The 20785-nt window shown below is 64.9% G+C and carries 21 protein-coding genes; 19 read left to right on the forward strand and 2 right to left on the reverse strand.

The genetic code is table 11. From position 1 onward, the window contains the following. The 14 genes from flgK to madM all read left to right on the forward strand — a co-directional run bounded on the left by flgK (nucleotide 1) and on the right by madM (nucleotide 12921). Nucleotides 1-1368, forward strand: coding sequence for a flagellar hook-associated protein FlgK (gene flgK, locus B3P22_RS02315; protein WP_275546601.1), 1368 nt, complete (start codon nucleotides 1-3; stop codon nucleotides 1366-1368). Between the two features lie 23 nt (nucleotides 1369-1391). Then, a complete protein-coding gene (flgL, locus tag B3P22_RS02320) occupies nucleotides 1392-2309 on the forward strand; it encodes a flagellar hook-associated protein FlgL (protein WP_296269694.1) in 918 nt (305 codons plus the stop codon). A 13-nt stretch (nucleotides 2310-2322) separates the two neighbouring features. Beyond that, entirely contained in the window at nucleotides 2323-3348 is a 1026-nt protein-coding gene (locus B3P22_RS02325; protein ID WP_296269759.1) for a hypothetical protein, read from the forward strand. Nucleotides 3349-3634: 286 nt separating this feature from the next. Beyond that, entirely contained in the window at nucleotides 3635-4417 is a 783-nt protein-coding gene (locus B3P22_RS02330; RefSeq protein ID WP_197857744.1) for a type IV pili methyl-accepting chemotaxis transducer N-terminal domain-containing protein, read from the forward strand. A gap of 78 nt (nucleotides 4418-4495) precedes the next feature. Further along, the gene (locus B3P22_RS02335) at nucleotides 4496-5374 is read left to right on the forward strand and encodes a GGDEF domain-containing protein (protein WP_296269695.1); all 879 of its coding nucleotides are present in this window, start codon (nucleotides 4496-4498) and stop codon (nucleotides 5372-5374) included. A gap of 105 nt (nucleotides 5375-5479) precedes the next feature. Further along, entirely contained in the window at nucleotides 5480-7147 is a 1668-nt protein-coding gene (mdcA, locus tag B3P22_RS02340) for a malonate decarboxylase subunit alpha (protein ID WP_296269696.1), read from the forward strand. Then, complete coding sequence (locus tag B3P22_RS02345; RefSeq protein ID WP_296269697.1) at nucleotides 7147-8031, forward strand: triphosphoribosyl-dephospho-CoA synthase; 885 nt, start codon at nucleotides 7147-7149, stop codon at nucleotides 8029-8031. Before mdcA ends, B3P22_RS02345 begins: the two co-directional genes overlap by 1 nt. Nucleotide 8032: 1 nt before the next feature. Further along, the gene (locus B3P22_RS02350) at nucleotides 8033-8332 is read left to right on the forward strand and encodes a malonate decarboxylase subunit delta (protein WP_296269698.1); all 300 of its coding nucleotides are present in this window, start codon (nucleotides 8033-8035) and stop codon (nucleotides 8330-8332) included. Beyond that, complete coding sequence (locus B3P22_RS02355) at nucleotides 8325-9176, forward strand: biotin-independent malonate decarboxylase subunit beta (protein ID WP_296269699.1); 852 nt, start codon at nucleotides 8325-8327, stop codon at nucleotides 9174-9176. The genes B3P22_RS02350 and B3P22_RS02355 overlap by 8 nt, the downstream gene beginning before the upstream one ends. 2 nt (nucleotides 9177-9178) lie before the next feature. Continuing rightward, nucleotides 9179-9985 carry a biotin-independent malonate decarboxylase subunit gamma gene (mdcE, locus tag B3P22_RS02360; protein WP_296269700.1) on the forward strand — a complete coding sequence of 269 codons (807 nt, stop codon included), beginning with the start codon at nucleotides 9179-9181 and terminating at the stop codon, nucleotides 9983-9985. A 144-nt stretch (nucleotides 9986-10129) separates the two neighbouring features. Continuing rightward, nucleotides 10130-10765 (forward strand): malonate decarboxylase holo-ACP synthase, encoded by a 636-nt coding sequence (locus tag B3P22_RS02365; protein WP_296269701.1) that lies wholly within the window; start codon nucleotides 10130-10132, stop codon nucleotides 10763-10765. Then, nucleotides 10762-11688: a malonate decarboxylase subunit epsilon gene (gene mdcH, locus B3P22_RS02370; protein WP_296269702.1), complete on the forward strand. Its 927-nt coding sequence runs from the start codon at nucleotides 10762-10764 to the stop codon at nucleotides 11686-11688. The genes B3P22_RS02365 and mdcH overlap by 4 nt, the downstream gene beginning before the upstream one ends. A 61-nt stretch (nucleotides 11689-11749) precedes the next feature. Further along, the gene (gene madL, locus B3P22_RS02375) at nucleotides 11750-12151 is read left to right on the forward strand and encodes a malonate transporter subunit MadL (RefSeq protein ID WP_296269703.1); all 402 of its coding nucleotides are present in this window, start codon (nucleotides 11750-11752) and stop codon (nucleotides 12149-12151) included. Nucleotides 12152-12156: 5 nt separating this feature from the next. Beyond that, on the forward strand, nucleotides 12157-12921 hold the full coding sequence (madM, locus tag B3P22_RS02380; RefSeq protein WP_197857754.1) for a malonate transporter subunit MadM: 765 nt from the start codon (nucleotides 12157-12159) through the stop codon (nucleotides 12919-12921). 84 nt (nucleotides 12922-13005) lie between these two features. On the opposite strand, the gene B3P22_RS02385 is transcribed toward madM, so the two are convergent. Then, on the reverse strand, nucleotides 13006-13917 hold the full coding sequence (locus B3P22_RS02385; protein ID WP_197857755.1) for a LysR family transcriptional regulator: 912 nt from the start codon (nucleotides 13915-13917) through the stop codon (nucleotides 13006-13008). A gap of 179 nt (nucleotides 13918-14096) precedes the next feature. Between B3P22_RS02385 and B3P22_RS02390 the strand changes: the two genes are divergently transcribed. Together B3P22_RS02390 and B3P22_RS02395 are read left to right on the forward strand one after the other, a co-directional pair. Beyond that, nucleotides 14097-14702 (forward strand): glutathione S-transferase, encoded by a 606-nt coding sequence (locus tag B3P22_RS02390; protein ID WP_296269704.1) that lies wholly within the window; start codon nucleotides 14097-14099, stop codon nucleotides 14700-14702. Nucleotides 14703-14884: 182 nt separating this feature from the next. Next, the gene (locus B3P22_RS02395) at nucleotides 14885-15868 is read left to right on the forward strand and encodes a GntR family transcriptional regulator (protein ID WP_013713406.1); all 984 of its coding nucleotides are present in this window, start codon (nucleotides 14885-14887) and stop codon (nucleotides 15866-15868) included. Between the two features lie 169 nt (nucleotides 15869-16037). Here the strand turns inward: B3P22_RS02395 and B3P22_RS02400 are convergent, their stop codons facing one another. Continuing rightward, nucleotides 16038-17573: a UxaA family hydrolase gene (locus B3P22_RS02400; RefSeq protein WP_296269705.1), complete on the reverse strand. Its 1536-nt coding sequence runs from the start codon at nucleotides 17571-17573 to the stop codon at nucleotides 16038-16040. A 226-nt stretch (nucleotides 17574-17799) separates the two neighbouring features. Between B3P22_RS02400 and B3P22_RS02405 the strand changes: the two genes are divergently transcribed. The 3 genes from B3P22_RS02405 (at nucleotide 17800) to B3P22_RS02415 (ending at nucleotide 20771) form a co-directional block, all read left to right on the forward strand. Then, entirely contained in the window at nucleotides 17800-18303 is a 504-nt protein-coding gene (locus B3P22_RS02405) for a TRAP transporter small permease (RefSeq protein ID WP_197857759.1), read from the forward strand. Nucleotides 18304-18370: 67 nt separating this feature from the next. Continuing rightward, on the forward strand, nucleotides 18371-19648 hold the full coding sequence (locus tag B3P22_RS02410; protein ID WP_296269760.1) for a TRAP transporter large permease subunit: 1278 nt from the start codon (nucleotides 18371-18373) through the stop codon (nucleotides 19646-19648). Nucleotides 19649-19751: 103 nt separating this feature from the next. Continuing rightward, nucleotides 19752-20771, forward strand: a complete 1020-nt coding sequence (locus B3P22_RS02415; RefSeq protein WP_013713410.1) for a TRAP transporter substrate-binding protein — start codon at nucleotides 19752-19754, stop codon at nucleotides 20769-20771. Nucleotides 20772-20785 lie beyond the last annotated feature (14 nt).

Genomic DNA, 20785 nt, shown 5'->3' on the forward strand with positions numbered 1-20785 from the left:
GTGAGCATCCTCAACCAGATCGCCTACAGCGGTGTGCGTGCCAGCCAGGTGGCCCTGGCCAGTACCGGGCAGAACATCGCCAACGTCAACACGCCGGGTTTCAGTCGCCTGCAGACCATCACCGGATCGCTGGCCGGGCAGGGTGGCCTGAGCGTCGGTGGCGGCGTGGAGGTGATCAGCATCCGCCGCATGACCAATGAATTTCACAACCAGCAGCTGTGGCGCGCGACCACCGAGCAGAACTTCTATGGCGCCTCGCAGCAGTACCTGACTGCGTTGGAGGCGCTGATGTCCGGCACCGGCTCGAGCATCAGCGCCGGTCTCGACCAGTTCTTCGCGGCCTTGAGCGAAGCCAGCGCCACGCCCGGCTCCATCGCCCTGCGCCAGCAGATCATCAGCGAGGCCGGCAACCTGGCGCAGCGCTTCAACGGCCTGAGCAGCAACATCGACGCGCAGGTCAAGGCGCTGCAGGAGCAACGCAGCGCCATGGCCACCGAGATCAACGGCCTGACCGAGAACATCGCGCTGCTCAACAAGAAGATCGTCGAGACCGAATCGGTCAAGGGCGACAGCACCGCGCTGCGCGATCATCGCGAAAGCCTGATCGGCGAGCTCAGCCAGTTCGCCAAGCTGCGTGTCAACGAAGTGCCCGATGGTTCGGTCAGCGTCGCCCTGGCCAACGGCCAGCCGCTGGTGGCCGGTCCGACGGCCGGCCAGCTCAAGGTGGCGATGACCGCGAGCGGTGAACAGGAAGTCAGCCTGGCCTTCGCCGGCACCAGCTTCCCGCTGCGTCAGGATGGCTTCGGCGGCGCCTTCGGTGGTCTCCACGAGGTCGAGTACGGCAGCCTGCGGCCGAACCTGGACGCGCTGCATGACATGGCCAGCCAGCTCGCGCAGATGGTCAATGACGTGCTCGCCACCGGCTTCGACCTCAATGGTAACCCGGGCCAGCCGCTGTTCGTCTACGACCCCTCCAGTACCACCGCGCTCCTGCGTGCCGAGCCGCTGACGGCCGAGCAACTGGCGCTGTCCTCGGCTGCCGGGGAAACCGGCAACAACGAAGTGCTGCTGGATTTGCTCGGGCTGAAGAACCAGACCATCACCCTGAACGGCAGCCAGGTGACGCTCAACGACGCCTATGCCGGCCTGCTTGGCCAGGTCGCCAGTGACAGTCGGCAGAATCAGGCCGACCTCAAGTCCGCCACCGCCGTGACCCAGCAGGCCCAGTCGCAGCGCGACAGCGTCAGCGCCGTGAGCCTGGACGAGGAGGCGGTCAACCTGATGACCTACCAGCAGGCCTACCAGGCCAACATGAAGGTCATCAGCACCGCCAACCAGTTGTTCGACGACATGCTTTCCGCGTTCTGACGCGGCTTTAGAGAGATTCAGCCATGATGCGCATCACCAACTCGCAGATCACTTCGATGATGCACAGCTCGATGAACGCCAGTTCCGCCGAGTTGGGCAAGCTGATGCAGCAGATGGCCACCGGCAAGCGCATCCTGCTGCCGTCCGACGACCCCGTCGCCAGCGTGCGCGTGCTGCGTGTGGAGCGTGAAGAGGCGAGCCTGGAGCAGTTCCGCAAGAACATCGCCAACGTCTCCGGCAGCCTGTCGACGCAGGAGGCCAACCTCAAGTCCACCTCCGACGCCATGCTCAACGTGCGTGATCTGCTGCTGTGGGCAGCCAACGGCTCCAACGCCAGCGAAGACCTGGCCGCAATGGCCGGCGAGCTGTCGATCATCGAGGACACCATCTTCAGTTTCGCCAACGTGCGCGACGAGGAAGGCCGCTACCTGTTCTCCGGCACCCTCAGCGACACGCCGGCGCTGGCCTTCGACGCCGCGACCCAGACCTACAGCGTCACCGGCAACGACAAGCATCGCCAGGCCGCCGTGGCCAACGGCGTGCTGGTCGATGAGAACGTCACCGCTGCCAGCGTCTTCGGCGCCGGCGTGGAGGTGCTCAACGAACTGCGCGGCCTGATCAACACCCTGCAGGACCCGGCGCTGGACGCCACCAACCCGGCCGTGCGGCAGCAGATCGTCGACACCCTGGGCGCCCTGGACGAGGCTCATGGGCGCGTGATGGGCTCGGTCACCGAACTCGGCGGCCGGCAGAACGCCCTGACCCTGCTGACCGACAGCAACGAGGACGTCTCGTTGGTCAACCAGAAGATCGAGGGCGAGCTGTCGAAGCTGGACTATGCCGGCGCCACCATCGATCTGAATAACTACCAGCTGGCCCTGGGGGCAACGCAGAAGACTTATCTGAAGATCAACGAGATGTCGTTGTTCAGCCTGCTGTAAGGAGCCTGCGGTGATCAAGGTCGATAAACAGCTTCCGGTCGTCACGCCCCTCGATCCGCAGGCACGGCGCCCGGTGCAGGGCGAGCAGGCGGTGCAGCGCCAGCGCAAGCAGGCGCCCGCTGCCGAACAGGCTGCGCAGCCGCGCGGCAAGAGCGCCACCTTCAACCTGCAGCTCAATCAGCAGCTGACCTCGATGCAGGCCGCCGACAGCTATCTGGGCGAACTGGCCGGCCGCCTCGGCCAGCTCAAGCTCAGCCTCAGTCGCGAGCTGAGCAACGCCCAGGCCGGCGAACGCGAAGGCCTCAAGCGTGAGCTGGAGCAGGTGCGCAAGCTGCTTGGCGAACGCAGCCAACGCTCCGGCGAGGCGCTGGATGCCGGCTTCAAGCTGCGCCTCAACGAGCCGGTGCGCAGCCGCTTCAGCCTGCAGGGGCTGGATTCGATCGCCAGCGTGCAGCAGGCCGGCAAGGAAACCCTGTTGTTCAGCGCCGGGCGCAAACTGGCCGAGCCGCTGGCGGTGGTGCTCGACGAGGGGCTGAGTGAGCAGCAGATCCTGCGCCGCTTCAACGCCGGCCTCGCTCCGGCGGGCATTCGTGCTGAAGTCGATAACGGCGGGGCGCTCAAGTTCAGCGCCCGCGAAAGCGAGTGGCAGCAGCTCAGGGGCGAGCTGCGTATGCAGGGCGAAGGCAAGCTGGCGGCCAAGGCCGCGGCGCCCGTCGTCAGCCAGGAAGACCAGCTGCTGCGCCTGCCCGAAGCTGCGCGCCTGGACGGCGCGCGAGAACTGCGCCGGGCGCTGGACGAAGTGGTGGCGGCGCTGGACAAGATCGGCGCGTTGCGTGAGCAGCTCAGCCATCGCCAGGACGAGATCCGCGAGTTTCTCGCCCGTCATGCCGAGCACAACGAGCGCGAATGGGCGCGCGACTTCGCCGGCGAGGTCTTCAGCCTGATGCGCCGCAGCCCCAGCAGTTATGCCGCGGTGACCCAGACCGTCGTCGCCCAGGCCAATATCAGCAGGTCCACGGTGGTCAGCCTGCTGTCCTGAGCGTCGATACCCCAACTCCTCAGCCGTCAGTCGCTCTTCCCCTTGTTTCATGGCGACTGGCGGCTTTTTTATGCGAACGCTGACGACCAGTCGTCCGCTTCATGACTGGTCGCACAGAATGATGGCGTTTTAGCAGCTATCATTGCGCCCTTTCCGCAGCAACTGGGCCTTGCGCCCGTCGAACTGCCCCTCGCATTCCAATAAAAACCCCGCACTCAAGGGTTCACCCATCACTGCTGGCGCACGCCTGCGGTGCATTGCCTCGTCCCCGAATTGGAGTACCGACGTGTTGAAGAAGTACCTATCTCTTATTCTGCTCGCCTGCACCGCGCTGGTGAGCATGCCAAGCCTGGCGCAACTGACCGATTCCGAAGCCATGAACATGGCCGGCCTGCAGCGCTCGCTGACCCAGCGTATGGCCAAGAACTACCTGATGCTGGGTGCCGATGTGCGCGTGGACGTGGCCCAGCGCCAGCTGCAGGAAACCATCCAGCGCTTCGATGCCAGCCACACCGCGCTGATCGCCTACGCGCCCACCGCCGAGATCAAGGCTGCGCTGGCCAAGGTTGATGCCACCTGGACCGTCCATCGCCAGCAGATCGAAGCCAAGCCGGAGCACGCCAAGGCTGCGCAGATGCTCGCCACCAGCGAGGAATTGCTGCAGCAGACGCAGCACGTCAGCGACCTGATGGGCCAGCACCTGGGCGCCATGGGCGCCTCCGTGCACCGCACTGGCTGGGCACGCGTGCAGACCCAGCGCATCGCCATGCTCTACATGGCCAAGTCCTGGCGTGTGCCGGCGCCGGACCTGGACGCCAAACTGGACACGGCCGTGAGCGATTTCGAGACCATCCTCAAGGAGCTGGAAGCCCGCGGCACGCCGAGCGAGGAAATCGCCAACACCCAGCGTCGCGCCCGCGCCCACTGGGGCTTCACCCTCAAGGGTATCGATCTGCATGCAGAGCGTGACTTCGTGCCGACCGTGATCACCGTCAGCACCGACTCGCTGTTCCGCCAGCTCAACGAGCTGACCCGCCTGTACGCCGGCCTGCAGGCCAAAGAGGCCTGATAGCCATTCGCCAGGCCGTCACCTTGGCCGCCCGTTTTTGCGCTATAACGGAGCGCAAGGCGGGCACAGGTGGCGGACATGAGCGAAGCAACTGATCAGGCGGTTTACAAGACCCTGCTGGAGTCCACCCGGGCGATTCCCTGGAAGATCGACTGGAAGACCATGACCTTCGCCTACATCGGCCCGCAGATCGAGAGTCTGCTGGGCTGGTCGCAGGCCAGCTGGGTCAGCGCCGAGGACTGGGCCTCGCGCATGCACCCGGACGATCGCGAGAAGGTGGTGCAGTTCTGCGTGTCGCAATCGCAGAACGGCGTCGACCACGAGGCCGACTACCGCGCGCTGACCGCCGCCGGCGACTACGTGTGGATTCGCGACGTGGTGCATGTGGTACGCGACGACAACGGCGAGGTGGACTCGCTGATCGGCTTCATGTTCGACATCAGCGAACGCAAGAAGACCGAGGAGCAGTTGCTGATCCTGCAGAAGCAGCTGGAAGAGTATTCCTACAAGGACGGCCTGACTGGCGTGGCCAACCGGCGCATGTTCGACACGGTGCTGGCCACCGAATGGGCCAATGCCCAACGCACTCAGCAGCCGCTGTCGCTGATCCTGCTGGATATCGATCACTTCAAGCAGTTCAACGACNNCGGTGGCGAGGAGTTCGTGCTGGTGTTGCCGGAGACCGACGAGGCCGCCGCCCGTCATATCGCCGAGCGCTGCCGCCAGCAGGTGCGCCAACAGCGCATTCCCCATGAGCGCTCGTCAGTATCGTCCATGCTCACCATCAGCCTTGGTGTCGGCACCATCGTGCCGGGCGCGCACGACCGCCCGCTGGATTTCCTCAATGGCGTCGATAAGCTGCTCTACCTGGCCAAGCAGCGAGGCCGCGACCGCTTGGAAGTAGCCAAGATACCTGCTTGCTCTGGGTTGGACGGTGCCGCCGACGCCCGCGCTTGAGCAATCGTTAACCTGGGCGTAACGATTGCGTCGACTGCTTGATTGATGACCACAAGGTCACGCTCCTAATGTGCCTCCACGACAGCGGAACTCGTGGAGTCATCAATGACAACAACAATATCCCCACCGCCGCAGTGGTCGCGCCGCCGCGCGGAAAAAGCGCGGCGACTCGATCAGGTGCGTCACCTAGCCGATAGCGTAGTATTGCCGGGCGACAAAATCGTCGCCGCCCTCGAAGCGCTGATCGCCCCAGGTGATCGGGTGGTACTCGAAGGCAACAACCAGAAGCAGGCGGATTTCCTTTCCCGCTCGCTGGCCCAGGCCGACCCCGGTCGCCTGCATGACCTGCACATGATCATGCCCAGCGTCAGCCGCGCCGAGCATCTCGATCTGTTCGAACGCGGCATCGCCCGCAAGCTCGACTTCTCCTTCGCCGGGCCGCAGAGCCTGCGCATCGGCCAGCTGCTCGAAGACGGCCTGCTGGAAGTCGGCGCCATCCACACCTATATCGAACTCTACTCGCGTCTGCTGGTGGATCTGATCCCCAACGTCGCCCTGGTCGCAGGCTTTCAGGCCGACCGCCACGGCAACATCTATACCGGGCCGAGCACCGAGGACACCCCGGCGCTGGTCGAGCCGACCGCGTTTTCCGACGGCATCGTGATCTTCCAGGTCAACGAGATCGTCGACGAGCTGCCGCGGGTGGACATTCCCGCCTCCTGGGTCGACTTCGTGGTGGTGGCGGACAAGCCCTTCTATATCGAGCCGCTGTTCACCCGCGACCCGCGCCATATCAAGCCGTTGCACGTGCTGATGGCGATGATGGCGATCCGTGGCATCTACGAAAAACACAACGTCCAATCGCTCAACCACGGCATCGGTTTCAACACCGCCGCCATCGAGCTGATCCTGCCGACCTACGGCGAATCCTTGGGATTGAAGGGCAAGATCTGCCGCAACTGGACGCTCAACCCGCACCCGACGCTGATCCCGGCCATCGAAACCGGCTGGGTGGAAAGCGTGCACTGCTTCGGCACCGAGCTGGGCATGGAAGGCTATATCGCCCAGCGCCCGGACGTGTTCTTCACCGGTCGCGACGGCTCGATGCGCTCCAACCGCATGATGTGCCAACTGGCCGGGCAGTACGCGGTCGACCTGTTTATCGGCGCCACCCTGCAAGTGGATGGTGATGGCCATTCTTCGACCGTGACCCGTGGGCGCCTGGCCGGTTTCGGTGGCGCGCCGAATATGGGTCACGACCCGCGTGGTAGGCGGCACCCGACCCCGGCCTGGCTGGATATGGCCATGCCCGGTGGTGAAGCCCCGGTGACCATGCTCGAACGCGGCAAGAAGCTGGTGGTGCAGATGGTCGAGACCTTCCAGGAGGGCGGCAAACCGACCTTCGTCGAGCGTCTGGATGCAGTGGACGTAGCCAAGAAAGCCGGTATGCCGCTGGCGCCGATCATGATCTACGGCGACGACGTCACCCACCTGCTCACCGAGGAAGGCATCGCCTACCTGTACAAGGCGCGCTCGCTGGAAGAGCGTCAGGCGATGATCGCCGCGGTGGCCGGCGTGACCGCCATCGGCCTGCGCCACGACCCGAAAGAAACCGCGCGCATGCGCCGCGAGGGGCTGATCGCCCTGCCCGAAGACCTCGGCATCCGCCGCACCGATGCCAGCCGCGAACTGCTCGCAGCCAAGAGCATCGCCGAGCTGGTCGAGTGGTCGGGCGGCCTGTACAACCCGCCCGCCAAGTTCAGGAGCTGGTGATGAATGCACTGACTGCAATTCAGCCACAGCTCTCGTTGTCCCTGGGCGATTGGCTGGCGGACCTGGCCGTCGACGCGCTGATCGACGAGGCCGACCTGTCGCCCAAGCCGGGGCTGGTCGACCGGCGGGGTAGCGGCGCGCACACCGATTTGCACCTGGGCCTGATGCACGCCTCGGCGCTGGCCCTGTGGCCGAGCTTCAAGGCCATGGCCGAGGCCGCCCAGCGATGTGGCGAGATCGGTCTGCAGCTGCGTGAAGACGTCGGCCGCATCGGCCGCGAAGGCGAGCAGGAGATGCTGCGCGTCACTGGCGGCGTCAACACCCATCGCGGCGCGATCTGGGCGCTGGGTTTGCTCAGCAGCGCTGCTGCGCTGGACCTGAGCATGCTGGCGCCGGCCCAAGTCGCCTTGCGCGCCGCACGCCTGGCCCTGCTCAACGACCGCACCGCACCTGTCACTGGCGACAGCCATGGCGCGCAGGTTTGCCGTCTGTATGGCGTACATGGTGCCCGCGAGGAAGCGCAATTGGGCTTCCCGTCAGTGATCCAGCATGCGCTGCCGCAACTGGCGCGCAGTCGCGCCGCCGGGGTCGGGGAGCAGAACGCCCGCCTCGATGCGCTGCTGGCGATCATGACCCAACTGGCCGACACCTGCGTGCTCTACCGCGCCGGCATGGCCGGGCTGACGCGCATGCAGAGCGGCGCCCGTGCGGTGCTCGCCGCTGGTGGTTGCGCCAGCCTCGATGGGCGCCGCTGCCTGCGTGATCTGGAGCGCGACATGCTGCACCTGCGTGCCTCGCCTGGCGGCGCTGCCGATCTGCTCGCCGCCACCCTGTTCCTCGACCGCCTGCAGCATGGCCTGCCGGCGCAGCTTGGGAGTCTGTGAAATGGAAACCCTATCTTTTCAATTCCCCGCCGGGCAACCGGCCCAGGGTCGCGCGCTGGTCGGTTGCGTCGGTTCCGGCGACCTGGAAGTGATGCTCGAACCCGGCCAGGCCGGCACGCTGGCGATCGAAGTGGTCACCTCGGTCAACGGCAGCGCGCCGCGCTGGCAGCTCTTGTTCGAGCGCATGTTCGGCGAGCAGCAGCTGCCCGCGCTGAACATCGCCATCCATGATTTTGGCGCCACGCCCGGCGTGGTGCGCCTGCGCCTGGAACAGGGCTTGGAGGAACTGAACCATGGCTGAGCAGAACATTCAGCGTCTGTTGGCGCAGCGTAGCTTTACCGAGCTTGGTGCCCGCGAGCGGGCGCGCGCCTTGCTCGATGCCGACAGCTTTCGCGAGCTGCTGGATCCCTTCGCCCGGCTGATGTCGCCCTGGTTGCCCAAGCAGGGCATCGTGCCCCAGGCCGATGACGGCGTGGTGGTGGCCAAAGGGCTGATCGACGGCCAGCCTGCGGTGGCGATCGCCATCGAAGGCGCCTTTCAGGGCGGCAGCCTTGGCGAAGTGGGGGGAGCGAAGATCGCCGGTGCCCTGGAGTTGGCCGCCGAAGACAACCGCAATGGCACGCCGACTCGCGCCGTGCTGCTGCTGGAAACCGGTGGCGTGCGCCTGCAGGAAGCCAACCTGGGCCTGGCGGCCATCGCCGAGATCCAGGCCGCTATCGTCGAGCTGCGCCAGTATCAGCCGGTGATCGGCCTGGTCGCCGGCCCGGTCGGCTGCTTCGGCGGCATGTCCATCGCCGCCGGGCTGTGCAGCTACCTGCTGGTCACCCGTGAGGCGCGCTTGGGCCTCAACGGCCCGCAGGTGATCGAACAGGAAGCCGGGCTGGACGAATACGACTCGCGCGACCGCCCCTTTATCTGGAGCCTGACCGGCGGCGAGCAGCGCTACGCCAGCGGTCTGGTCGACGGCTACGTGGCCGATGACGTCGAGGCCATTCGCAGCGAGCTGCACGGCCTGTTCGCCAAGGGTAAACCCGAGCTTGAGCGCAGCCGTCGCCACGCCTGGTTCCTGCAACGCCTGCGTGACGTCGACACCTCGATTCAGTCCGATGCCGCTGCCGTGCGCAGCGCCTACCAGGGAGCATGAACATGACAACTGCACAGCAGCAACGCGGTCTGCACTGGTTCCAGGCCCTGGCCGGCGATGCCCAGCCGCAACAGGGCTTGCCTGCCTCGCTGCGGGTCGCCGACGGCGAACTGGCCGGCCAGGCGGTGCGCTATCTGGCGGTGATCGCCGATGCCAACAACCCATTCCCCCGTGCCCGCAACGGCGAGGTCGGCCTGCTCGAAGGCTGGGGCCTGGCCCAGGCTGTGGATGAAGCCATCGAGGCGGACCGCGATAACCCCCATAAGCGCGCGCTGATCGCCATCGTCGACGTTCCGAGCCAGGCCTATGGCCGCCGCGAGGAGGCCTACGGCATCCATCAAGCGCTGGCCGGCGCGGTGGACGCCTATGCCCGTGCCCGCCTGGCCGGCCATGCGGTGATCGGTTTGCTGGTGGGCAAGGCCATGTCCGGCGCCTTCCTCGCTCACGGTTACCAGGCCAACCGTCTGCTCGCCCTGCGCGACGCCGGGGTGATGGTGCACGCCATGGGCAAGGCCGCCGCCGCGCGCATCACCCTGCGCAGCGTCGACGAACTGGAGGCGCTGGCCGCCAGCGTGCCGCCCATGGCCTACGACCTGGACAACTACGCCTCGCTTGGCCTGCTAGCCGATGTACTCGATGTAGAGCAGGTGACGCAGCCGACCAGCGCTGATCTGGCCCATGTTCAGGACGCCCTCAGTCGCGCCCTGGTCGATATCGCCGCCAGCCCGCGTGACTTACGCAACCGCCTGGGCGCCGCCAACCGCGCGGCTTCCTCGACGGTGCGTGAGGCCTTGCGCGCGCAGTGGTGAAGCGAAATGGCGGGTTGCACCGCCCTACAGAGGACTCTGCGGCACCTTGTGCATTAGCTGCTGCAGACAAGTAGGGCGGGTGAAATCCGCCAACCCCAAATAACGCGAAATGGTGGGTTGCACCCACCCTACGGAGAAGCCGCGATGTTCCCGACACCCCGTCCACATGATCTGCTTTGGGGCCTACGCCCCGAGCAGCTGCCACAGGAGGCGCCGGCCTGGGCTCGCGCCGCCCTGGGCGGGCATGTACCGGTGGTGGTGCGTCGTGCGCCTGCCGCGTCCGGCTGGGTGGCGGTGGGTGTGCGCGGCGCCGCGCGTGAGCAGCGTTACGCCACCTGGATGCGCCTGAGCGAGATCAGGCAGGTGATCAGCCCCGAAGCGGTTGCCCGCGCCAGGCACTGGCGCCAACACGGACAGCTGCAATGGCCGGCATTGCAGGCATTGGAACAGCTGGCGCAGCAGTTCCATGCGCTTGGCCTGTGCTGGGGCGTGACCGGCAGCCTGGGCTTCGAACTGGCCAGTGGAATCGCCGCCGCGCACGCGAATAGCGATCTCGACCTGCTGCTGCGCGCGCCAGAGCCGGTTTCGCGGGGCGAAGCGCGGACCTTGTGCATGCTGCTGGACGAGGCGCCGGGGCGTATCGACCTGCAGCTGGAAACTCCGCATGGCGCCGTGGCGCTGCGCGAATGGGCCGGCGAGTCGCCGCGCGTATTGCTGAAAACCCAGGAAGGTCCGCTGCTGATCAACGATCCCTGGCAAACGCAGCAGGTGGCGGCATGAGCACGCTCTGGGCCTTTCCGGGCCAGGGCGCGCAGCAGCCCGGCATGCTGCATGCCTTGCCTGATGCGCCTGTGGTGCAGGCCTGCATCGAGCAGGCGAGCGCTGCGCTAAGCGAAGACGTGCGCCTGCTGGATTCGGCCGAAGCGTTGCAAAACACTCGCGCCGTGCAGCTCTGTCTGCTGATCGCCGGCGTGGCGGCGGCGCGCCTGCTGAGCGACCGTGGCCATCGCCCGGACTACGTCGCCGGGCTTTCCATCGGCGCCTATGCCGCCGCCGTGGTAGCCGGCGCGCTGGATTTTGCCGACTCGGTGCGCCTGGTCGCCTTGCGTGGTGAACTGATGCAGCGTGCGTACCCTAATGGCTACGGCATGACCGCCATCCTCGGCCTCGACCAGGGCAGCGTCGAGCGCCTGCTCGCCGAAGCCGAAGGTCCGGTGTACCTGGGCAATATCAACGCCGAAACCCAACTGGTGATCGCCGGCAGCGATCCCGCCATGGCAGTGGTCGCCGAGCGCGCCCGAGCACTGGGCGCCGCCTGTGCCAGGCGCTTGGCCATGAGCGTGCCGTCGCACTGCGAACTGCTCGCTGCACCGGCTCGCGAGCTGGCGGCAGCCTTCGCCAAGGTTGAACTGCGGTCGCCCCAGGTGCGTTACCTGAGCGGCAGTTCGGCGCGCCTGATCCGTGATCCCGAAACCCTGCGCGACGACCTGGCTTACAACATGAGCCGCGTCGTCGAGTGGCAGGCCACCCTCGTCACCGCCTATGAGCGCGGCGTGCGCCTGCACGTGGAATTGCCTCCAGGCAGCGTGCTGACCGGCCTTGCCCGCCGCGTATTCGAACCTGGCCAGGCGATCGCCTTCACCGGCGCGCGCCTGGATACACTCGACGCCATGTTGCGTCAGGAGGTAAGCCGCGACCGCTGAGCCGTAGCGTTTACCGAAGCACAAAAACAACAACTTCGAACGTAAAACGAGGACAACAACAATGATCATCTACGGTGTCGCCTTTCTGGCGTTCTGCACCCTGGCAGGCATCTTCATCGGAGAGCTGCTGGGCAAACTCATTGGCGTGCCCGCCAACGTCGGCGGTGTCGGCATCGCCATGCTGCTGCTGATCTTCCTCGGCAGCTACCTGAACAAACGCGGCCTGTTCACTGGCAAGTCGGAGCAGGGCGTGGAGTTTTGGAGCGCCATCTACATCCCCATCGTGGTCGCCATGGCCGCCCAGCAGAACGTCTACGGTGCCCTCAGCGGCGGGCCGATGGCGATCATCGCCGGGATCGCCGCCGTCGCTGCCGGTTTCGCCCTGGTGCCCGTGCTCAGCCGGGTCGGGCAAAAGAAGCCTGAAGCCGATGTCACCTCCTCCATGACCAAAGCGCCACGGTGATCGCCATGTACGAATCCCTGCTCAAGGTACTGACCAGCTACGGCATGCTCAGCGGCTTCGCCATCATCGGCATCACCATGTGGGTGTCGTACTGGATGTCCGACAAACTCACGCGCGGTCGCCTGCACGGTTCAGCCATCGCCATCCTGCTCGGCCTGCTGCTGTCCTATATCGGTGGCGTTTATACCGGTGGGCAAAAGGGCCTGGTGGACATACCCCTGTTCGCTGGCGTGGGCCTGCTCGGCGGCGCCATGCTGCGTGACTTCGCGATCGTCGCCACGGGCTTCGGCGTTAGTGTCGAGGAACTCAAGCGTGCAGGGTTCGCCGGGGTGCTGGCACTGTTCGTTGGCGTGCTGTCGTCCTTCGTCGCCGGGGTAGCAGTGGCCATGGCCTTCGGCTACACCGACGTGGTCAGCCTGACCACCATCGGCACCGGCGCGGTGACCTATATCGTCGGCCCGGTGACCGGTGCGGCCCTCGGCGCCAGCTCCGACGTGATGGCACTGTCCATCGCCGCCGGCCTGATCAAGGCGATCCTGGTGATGGTGGCCACGCCCTTCGTCGCCCCCTATATCGGCCTGAACAACCCACGCAGCGCGGTGATCTTCGGTGGCCTGATGGGCACCTCCAGCGGCGTCGCCGGTGGCCTGGCGGCGACCGATCCCAAGCTGGTGCCGTACGGCTGCCTGACCGCGGCCTTCTACACCGCGCTGGGCTGCCTGCTCGGCCCGTCGCTGCTCTACTTTCTGATGCGAGGCCTTCTGGGCTGACTCTTTGCCCGCCGCCATGGCGGGCTTTTTATTTAGGCTGAACGCGCTGCCCTGTGGGAGGCGCTTCAGCGGCGACGCTTGCGCCTACGACTGCCTGCTATACATCCGGCACTCGGCGAGCAGCGCCAACAGGTTCGGGTCGCGTTCCTTGGCCTTGAGGAACACCACGCCGATATGCTGTTGCAGGTGGTACTTGGCCTGCAGCGGAATCAGCTTCACCCGGTTCTCGTACACCGCGGCCACGCGCCCCGGCAGCAGGGCGTAGCCGACACCGGAGCTGACCATGCTGAGCAAGGTGAAGATATCCTTCACCTGCATCGCCACCTTCGGCTCGAACCCGGCCTGCTGAAAGACCCGTTCGCCGTCTCGGAAGGTGGCGTAGCCCTGGGTGAGGGTGATGAAGGTGTCGTCGCGCAGGTCGGCCAGATCCACTTCGGCCTGCTCGGCAAAGGGTGAGTCGTTCGGTGCGGCGAGGAAGATGTCATCGGAGAACAGCGCCAATTGCTCGCAGTCCGGGTCGCTGACGCTGTCGTCGAGGGCGATGAGGATGGCATCCAGCTCCATGTTCTTCAGCTTGTACAGCAGGTCGACGTTGGAGCCGAGCACCAGGTCGATGTTCAGCTCACTGCGGCGCAGCTTGAGACCCATGATCAGTTGCGGAACCGTCTTCACCGTCAGCGAGTAGAGCGCGCCGAGCTTGAAACGCTCTGCGCCGAAGCCTGCCGCCTCGCGAGTCAGGCGCACCATCTCCTGGGCGTCCTGGATCAGCTTTTGCGCCTTTTCCTCCAGCACGTAGGCGCTTTCCAGCGGGATCAGGTTGCGCCCCTCGTGCTTGAACAGCGGGCAGCGCAGCGCACTTTCCAGCGAATGGATGGCACGGTGCACGCTGACATTGCTGGTCTGCAGTTCGCTGGCGGCGCGCGCCAGGTTGCCGCTGCGCATGAACGCCAGGAAGACCTCCAGCTTTTTGAGAGTCAGTTCTTCGTCGATCAGCATTGGCCTGTCCTTTTCCAGCGGTAGGCGATTGTGCCGCATCCTCGAGGGGCTGCGGTGGTCGATCGTTATGACTTTGGTGGCATGAGCAGGCATTGCCAGGCCACGCGGATTACCTTGGCGTGCGAACTGTGCTGTAGTGCGAGCGATGTCCGCTTCTTCTCGCGCCCAGGAGTCTGCCCATGCAACTGATCTACGCCGCTGCCTCTCCCTTCGCCCGCAAGGTTCGCGTGCTGGCTGCGGAAACCGGCCTGCTGGCACGTATCGAACTGCTCGATACCGCCGTATTGCCAACCACCGTCAATGAACAGGTCAACGCGCGCAATCCGCTGGGCAAGATTCCGGTGCTGCTGACTGAAGACGGCGAGGCGCTGTACGACAGCCGGGTGATCTGCGAATACCTCGACACCCTGCACCAGGGCCGCAAGCTGCTGCCGGACGGCGCTGCACGCTGGCAGGTGCTGCGCCTGGCGGCACTGGCTGACGGCCTGATGGACGCGGCACTGCTGGCGCGCTACGAACGCAGCGTGCGACCGGTCGAGCTGCAATGGCCGGCCTGGCTCGACGGCCAGCTGGGCAAGGTGCAGCGCGCGCTGACGGAGCTGGAACGCCAGACCGACCAGTTGCAGGGGCCGCTCGACCTGGCACAGATCGGCTTCGCTTGCGCGCTGGGCTATCTGGACTTTCGCTTTGCCGACCTCGACTGGCGCGCCGAGCATTCAGGGTTGGCGGCATTTCAGCAGACCTTTTCTCAGCGCGCGTCGATGCAGGCAAGTGTGCCTGGGTAAGATCGTGGCTTTTCGTCCCGCTGTGGTGGCGAGCCATTACAATCCACAGTTTCCTGGCCATAGTAGGCGGGTATTAAGGTACATTGCGCGCAAAGTCAGAAATGCAGATTGCGCGGAACGTCCCGTTCAGTCGCAGGACGAGTGTCCGTAACGCCGACAAGGTGACCAGTTCGAAAACAATAATGATGAAAAAGCACCTCAACGATCAGCTATTCGAAATTATCGCAACGAGCATCAAGAGCAAGCGACTGAAAGCCGGCACCTTGTTGCTGGAGGGACCGTTGGCGGAGCTGTTCGGCGTCAGCCGGTCACCCGTACGGCAGGCGCTGGTCAATCTGCACCAGGCCGGTTTGATCTGCACCTTCGATGGCCGCGGTTATCTGGTCGGTGCCGAGCCCGGCGAGGTGCTGCGGCGCAAGCTGGAGGCCGCCGACTTCCAGTTGGCAACGGATGAGGCGCAAGCCCCGCGCAAGACCGAAAGCTGGAAGGCGGTCTATGACCAGATCGAGCGCGACCTGCTGCATCAGTCGCTGTTCGGCACCTACCGCATCAATGAGCTGGAGCTGTCCCGCCATTACGGCATCAGCCGCACGGTCTCCAGCCAGGTGCTCACACGCTTGTCGTTGATGGGGCTGGTCGAGCGCGACGAGCGTTCGCGCTGGCAGCTCGGCCAGTGGGACGAGGAGCGTCTCGGCGAGCTGTACGAAGTGCGCCGCCGCCTGGAGCCGTACGTGTTGATGAGGGCTGCGGAGTTTCTGGAGGCCGAGCAACTGGAAGGCTATATCGCGCGCCTGCATCAGGCGATGGCGCTATACCCGGACATGGACAGTCGCCAGTTCGACGACCTGGAAAGCGATCTGCACATCGAGACCTTGGGCCGCTGCCCCAACCGGCAGATGCTGCAGATTCTGCGTCGTACCCATTCGCTGTTGCTCTCGGGCAAGCACATCCTGCTCGACAAGAGCTACTTCCCGGATGAGGAACCCTTCTTTCGCGAGCACCTGAGCATTTTCGAGAATCTGCAGGCCGGTCGCCCTGATCTGGCAGCTCAGAGCATGGAGGCGCACCTGGTGATCGCCGAGCGCAAGGTCAAGCAACGCCTGGCGCAATTCCGCGAGCAGAACGTCATCCAGGCCGTGCCTTATCTGGAGCGGATCGAGGCGTAGGCTGCGCTGCGTTGCGCGGACAGTCAGCGCAACACTCTTTCCTCGTGGGAGCGGACTTGTCCGCGAAGCTGTTGAGGCCAAAACACCGGCAGGCCTGGATCTGCGGTGACCTCATTCGCGGACAAGTCCGCTCCCACAGGCTGATTCAGCCCAGTAGAGGCGCCGCTGATCAGGTCACCGCGCCCACCTGCCAAGGTACGAACTCGTTGTCACCGTAGTTGTACAGCTCGCTCTTGGACGGCTCGCCCGAGGCGATTTCGATGAGGATATCGAAGATCTTTTGCCCGGCTTCGGCGATGCTCAGCTCGCCATCGACGATGCCGCCGCAGTTGATGTCCATGTCCTCTTCCAGCTTGCGATACATCTCGGTGTTGGTCGCCAGCTTGATGCACGGTGCGGGCTTGAAGCCGGACACCGAACCACGCCCGGTGGTGAAGCAGATCATGTTGGCGCCGGAAGCTACCTGGCCGGTGACCGAGACCGGGTCGTAGCCGGGGCTGTCCATGAACACGAAGCCGCGCTCGGTGATCGGTTCACCCCACTCATACACGCCGTTGAGCGAGCTGGTACCGCCCTTGGCCGCAGCGCCCAGGGATTTCTCCAGAATGGTGGTCAGGCCGCCGGCCTTGTTGCCAGGCGAGGGGTTGTTGTTCAGCTCGGCCCCGTTGATCTGCGTGTAGTGCTCCCACCAGCTCAGGCGGTCGAGCAGTTTCTGCGCGACCTCATGACTGATTGCGCGGGCGATCAGCAGGTGCTCGGCGCCATAGATTTCCGGGGTTTCGCTGAGGATCGCAGTGCCGCCGTTGCGGGCCAACAGGTCGGCGGCGTAGCCGAGCGCCGGGTTGGCAGTGATGCCCGAGTAGCCGTCGGAACCGCCGCACTGCATGCCGACCATGATGTGTTCGACGCTCTCCGAGGTGCGCTCCAGGCGACCGATGGCTTCCAGCATGTCGGTCACCTGCTCGATGGCGCGCTGGATGCTGGCGCGGGTGCCGCCGGCGTTCTGGATGTTGAAGACGCGGAAGTTCGGCCCTTCGCTGATGTTGTAGCGCTTCATCAGCGAGGAAATCTGGTTGGTCTCGCAACCCAAGCCGATCACCAGGGCGCCGGCGATATTCGGGTTGCAGGCGTAGCCCCAGATGCTGCGCTCGAGAAATTTGAAGCCCTCCGATTCGGTATTGATCGCACAGCCGCTGCCATGAGTCAGCGCCACCACACCGTCGATGTTGTAGCGCTTGAGCAACTCCGAGCCGTTGAAGTGCGCGGCGACTGCACGCGACACGGTTGCCGAGCAGTTCACCGTGGACAGGATGCCGATGTAGTTGCGCGTGCCGACGCGGCCATCCGGGCGGCGGTAGCCCATGAAGCGGCGACGCTGCTCCGGCGGCAGTACCGGGGTGCGAGCGATGGGGGGCGGCAGCGTGCTGTTGGTGTGGCTTTCCGGCATCGACACGTTGTGGATGTGTACGTGGGCGCCGGCGGCGATGGCCCGGCTGGCCAGGCCGATGACCTGACCGTACTTGAGCACGGCTTCGCCGGCGGCGATGGCGCGGCGGGCAATCTTGTGCCCGGCGGGGATGTCGTCCTGGGCCTCCAGGCCAAGGCTCTCGACACGGCTGCCGCGAGCCAGGGCGCGGCGTGCGACGGCCACGGAATCTTGATCGCTGAGGATAACCACGGTCGGGCTATTGGTGATGAGTTGCATGGCGCGTTCTCGTTGTTGTTGTGATCGTCTGGCCAAGATACTGACAAAAATGAACATTGCACGCAATAATTTACGGTGTTAGTGTCATCCCACACAGCTGCTCGGCAGCCACAAAAACAACAATGTGAGGCCTTCCTGATGGACCGTTGCCATCTCTCGGGGCACGTCGGCAATCAGCCGTTTCCCTGTCCGGTTTTCCCCGCCTTCCGTCGATGGGGCGCGCGTCATGCATAAGCTCATCGAGGGTTACTTCACCCTGCTCAAGGTGCTCGGAATCATCTGCCTGATCACCATGGTGGTGCTGGTGTTCGGCAACGTCGTGCTGCGCTACGCCTTCAACGACAGCATCCTGGTGTCCGAGGAAGTCTCGCGCTGGGCCTTCGTCTGGCTGACTTTTCTGGGCGCGGTGATCCTGCTGCGCGAACGTGGCCACATGGGCGTCGACCTGGCCCTGCGAGCCCTGCCGAGCTGGGGCGAGAGAGGCTGCCTGATCCTTTCGCAGGTGCTGATGCTGGCCTGTTCGGGGTTGTTCTTCTGGGGCAGCTGGCAGCAGGTGCAGATCAACTGGAGCATGCCGTCACCGGTCACCGGCTGGTCGATGGGCCTGTTCTACGGCACGGGCGTGTTCTTCGGCTTGTCGGCCTGCGCCATTCACATCTACGAGATCGTGCGGTTGGCCATGGGCGGTGAAATCCATCGTCCGGAAATCGCCACCGAAATTCATCAGTAACACGCCCGCTGGCCTGCACCTGCCACGGGCGGTGCGCTCTACATAACAAGAACGGAGTGATGAGATGATCATCATCGCGATTTTCGTATTTTCCCTGCTGGGCGCCATGGCGATTGGCGTACCGATTTCCTATGCGCTGATCCTCTGTGCACTGGCCATGATGTATCACCTGGACCTGTTCGATGCGCAGATCGTCGCCCAGGGGCTGGTCAACGGAGCGGACAGCTTTCCGCTGATGGCCGTGCCCTTCTTCATGCTGGCCGGCGAGCTGATGAACGCCGGCGGCCTTTCCAAACGCATCGTCAACATGGCTGTCGCGCTGGTCGGGCACATCAAGGGTGGCCTCGGTTACGTGACCATCCTGGCGGCCTGCGTGCTGGCCAGCCTGTCCGGTTCGGCTGCCGCCGATGCTGCTGCGCTGGCCGCGCTGCTGGTGCCGATGATGGTCAAGGTCGGACATGACCGCGCCACCTCGGCCGGCCTGGTAGCCGCTTCGGGGATCATCGCACCGGTGCTGCCGCCGTCCATCGGCCTGATCCTGTTCGGCGTGGCCGCCAACGTCTCGATCACCAAGCTGTTCCTGGCCGGTATCGCGCCGGGTCTGATGATGGGGCTGTCGCTGTGCGTCGCCTGGTACCTGGTCTCGAATCGCGAAACGCTGATCACCCGTCCGCGCGCGCCGTTGAAGGAAATCCTCAAGGCCTTTTATGAGGGCGTATGGGCGCTGCTGCTGCCGGTGATCATTCTGGTCGGGCTGCGTGCCGGCATCTTCACCCCGACCGAGGCCGGCGTGGTGGCGGCGGTGTATGCGCTGTTCGTATCGCTGGCGATCTATCGCGAGCTGACCTGGAAGAGCATGTACCAGGTGCTGCTGTCCTCGGTGCTGACCACCTCGATGGTGATGTTCCTGGTGGCCTCGGCGATGGTCGCGGCCTGGATGATCACGGTCGCCGACCTGCCGAGCTCGGTGGTCGAGGTGCTGGAGCCGCTGATGGACAGCCCGCGCCTGCTGATGCTGCTGATCGTGGCGATCATCGTGGTGATCGGCATGGCCATGGACATGTCGCCGATCATCCTGATCCTGGCGCCGGTAATGATGCCGGTCGCGGTCGAGGCGGGCATCGATCCGGTGTACTTCGGCGTGATCTTCGTCATGACCTGCGCCATCGGCCTCATCACCCCGCCAGTCGGTCTGGTGTTGAACGTGGTGGCCGGCGTTTCCCGGATCGATTTCCTGGCCACGGCGCGCGGCGTGATGCCGTTCCTGCTGGCTGAACTGGTGATCATCGGCCTGCTGCTGCTGTTCCCGCAGCTAGTGCTGGTCCCTGCGCAGTGGCTGTACTGACCCCAGATTGCGTAGCGGCCGTTCCCTGACGGCCGCTACCCAGGGCTTTTTTCGCCCACATCCATGCCGGAAACGGCACACATAAAAACAAGAGGACATAGTCATGAAATTCATCCCCAAAGCGCTTACTGCACTGCTGTGCTCATCCGCGATGCTGCTGTCGGCGGCGGTGCACGCCGAGGAAATCAACCGTCACAACTTCAAGATCGCCTTCGTGCAGGCCAAGGACCACCCGCATGGCCTGGGCGCGCAGAAGTTCGCCGAGATCATCAAGGAAAAGAGCGGCGGCAAGATGAAGGTGATGGTGTTCGCCAGCGGCACCCTGGGTGGTGATGCTCAGGTGATTTCCTCTGTACAGGGCGGCACGGTCGACATGACGCTGGTCACCCCGGGCCTGCTGTCCGGCATCGAGAAGGGCTTTGCCCTGTATGGCCTGCCGTTCCTGTTCCAGGACACCGAAGAAGTCGATGCGGTGCTCGATGGTCCGGCCGGGCAGAACCTGCTCACCACCCTGGAGCCGCACGGCATCATCGGTCTGGGCTACTGGGACCATGGTTTCCGCCACGTCACCAATAGCAAGCATCCGGTCGAGAAGGTCGAGGACCTCAAGGGCCTGAAACTGCGCCTGCAGCAGATCCCCACCGCCATCGAGTCTTTCCGCGCGCTGGGCGCCAGCGTGGTACCGCTGTCGTTCACCGAGCTGTACACCGCGATGGAAACCCGCACCGTGGATGGCCAGGAAAACCCGCTGGCGGCGATCGAGACCTCGAAGTTCTACGAAGTGCAGAAGTACCTGTCGCTGACCGGCCACTTCTACGATCCGCTGGTCGCGATCTTCAGCAAGCGCACCTGGGACAAGCTCAACGAGACCGAGCGTGAGTTGGTACGCAGCGCCTCGCTGGAGGCCCAGGCATACGAGCGCAAGGTGTCCCGCGAGATGGCCGTGAGTTCGCGCGAAGCGCTGGCCAAGCACGGCATGCAGATCAACGAGGTCGCTCCGGCGGAGATCGAGCGCATGCGTGAGCAGGTGCGTCCCACCGTCGAGAAGCTGGTGGCCGAGTATGGCCCTGAGCTGATGGCCGAAATGAACGCCGAGATCGCCAAGGTCCGCAACGCCCAGTAATCCCCTCCTGCAGT

It is taken from the genome of Pseudomonas sp. UBA6323, from assembly GCF_002439135.1.
Lineage (GTDB): Bacteria > Pseudomonadota > Gammaproteobacteria > Pseudomonadales > Pseudomonadaceae > Aquipseudomonas.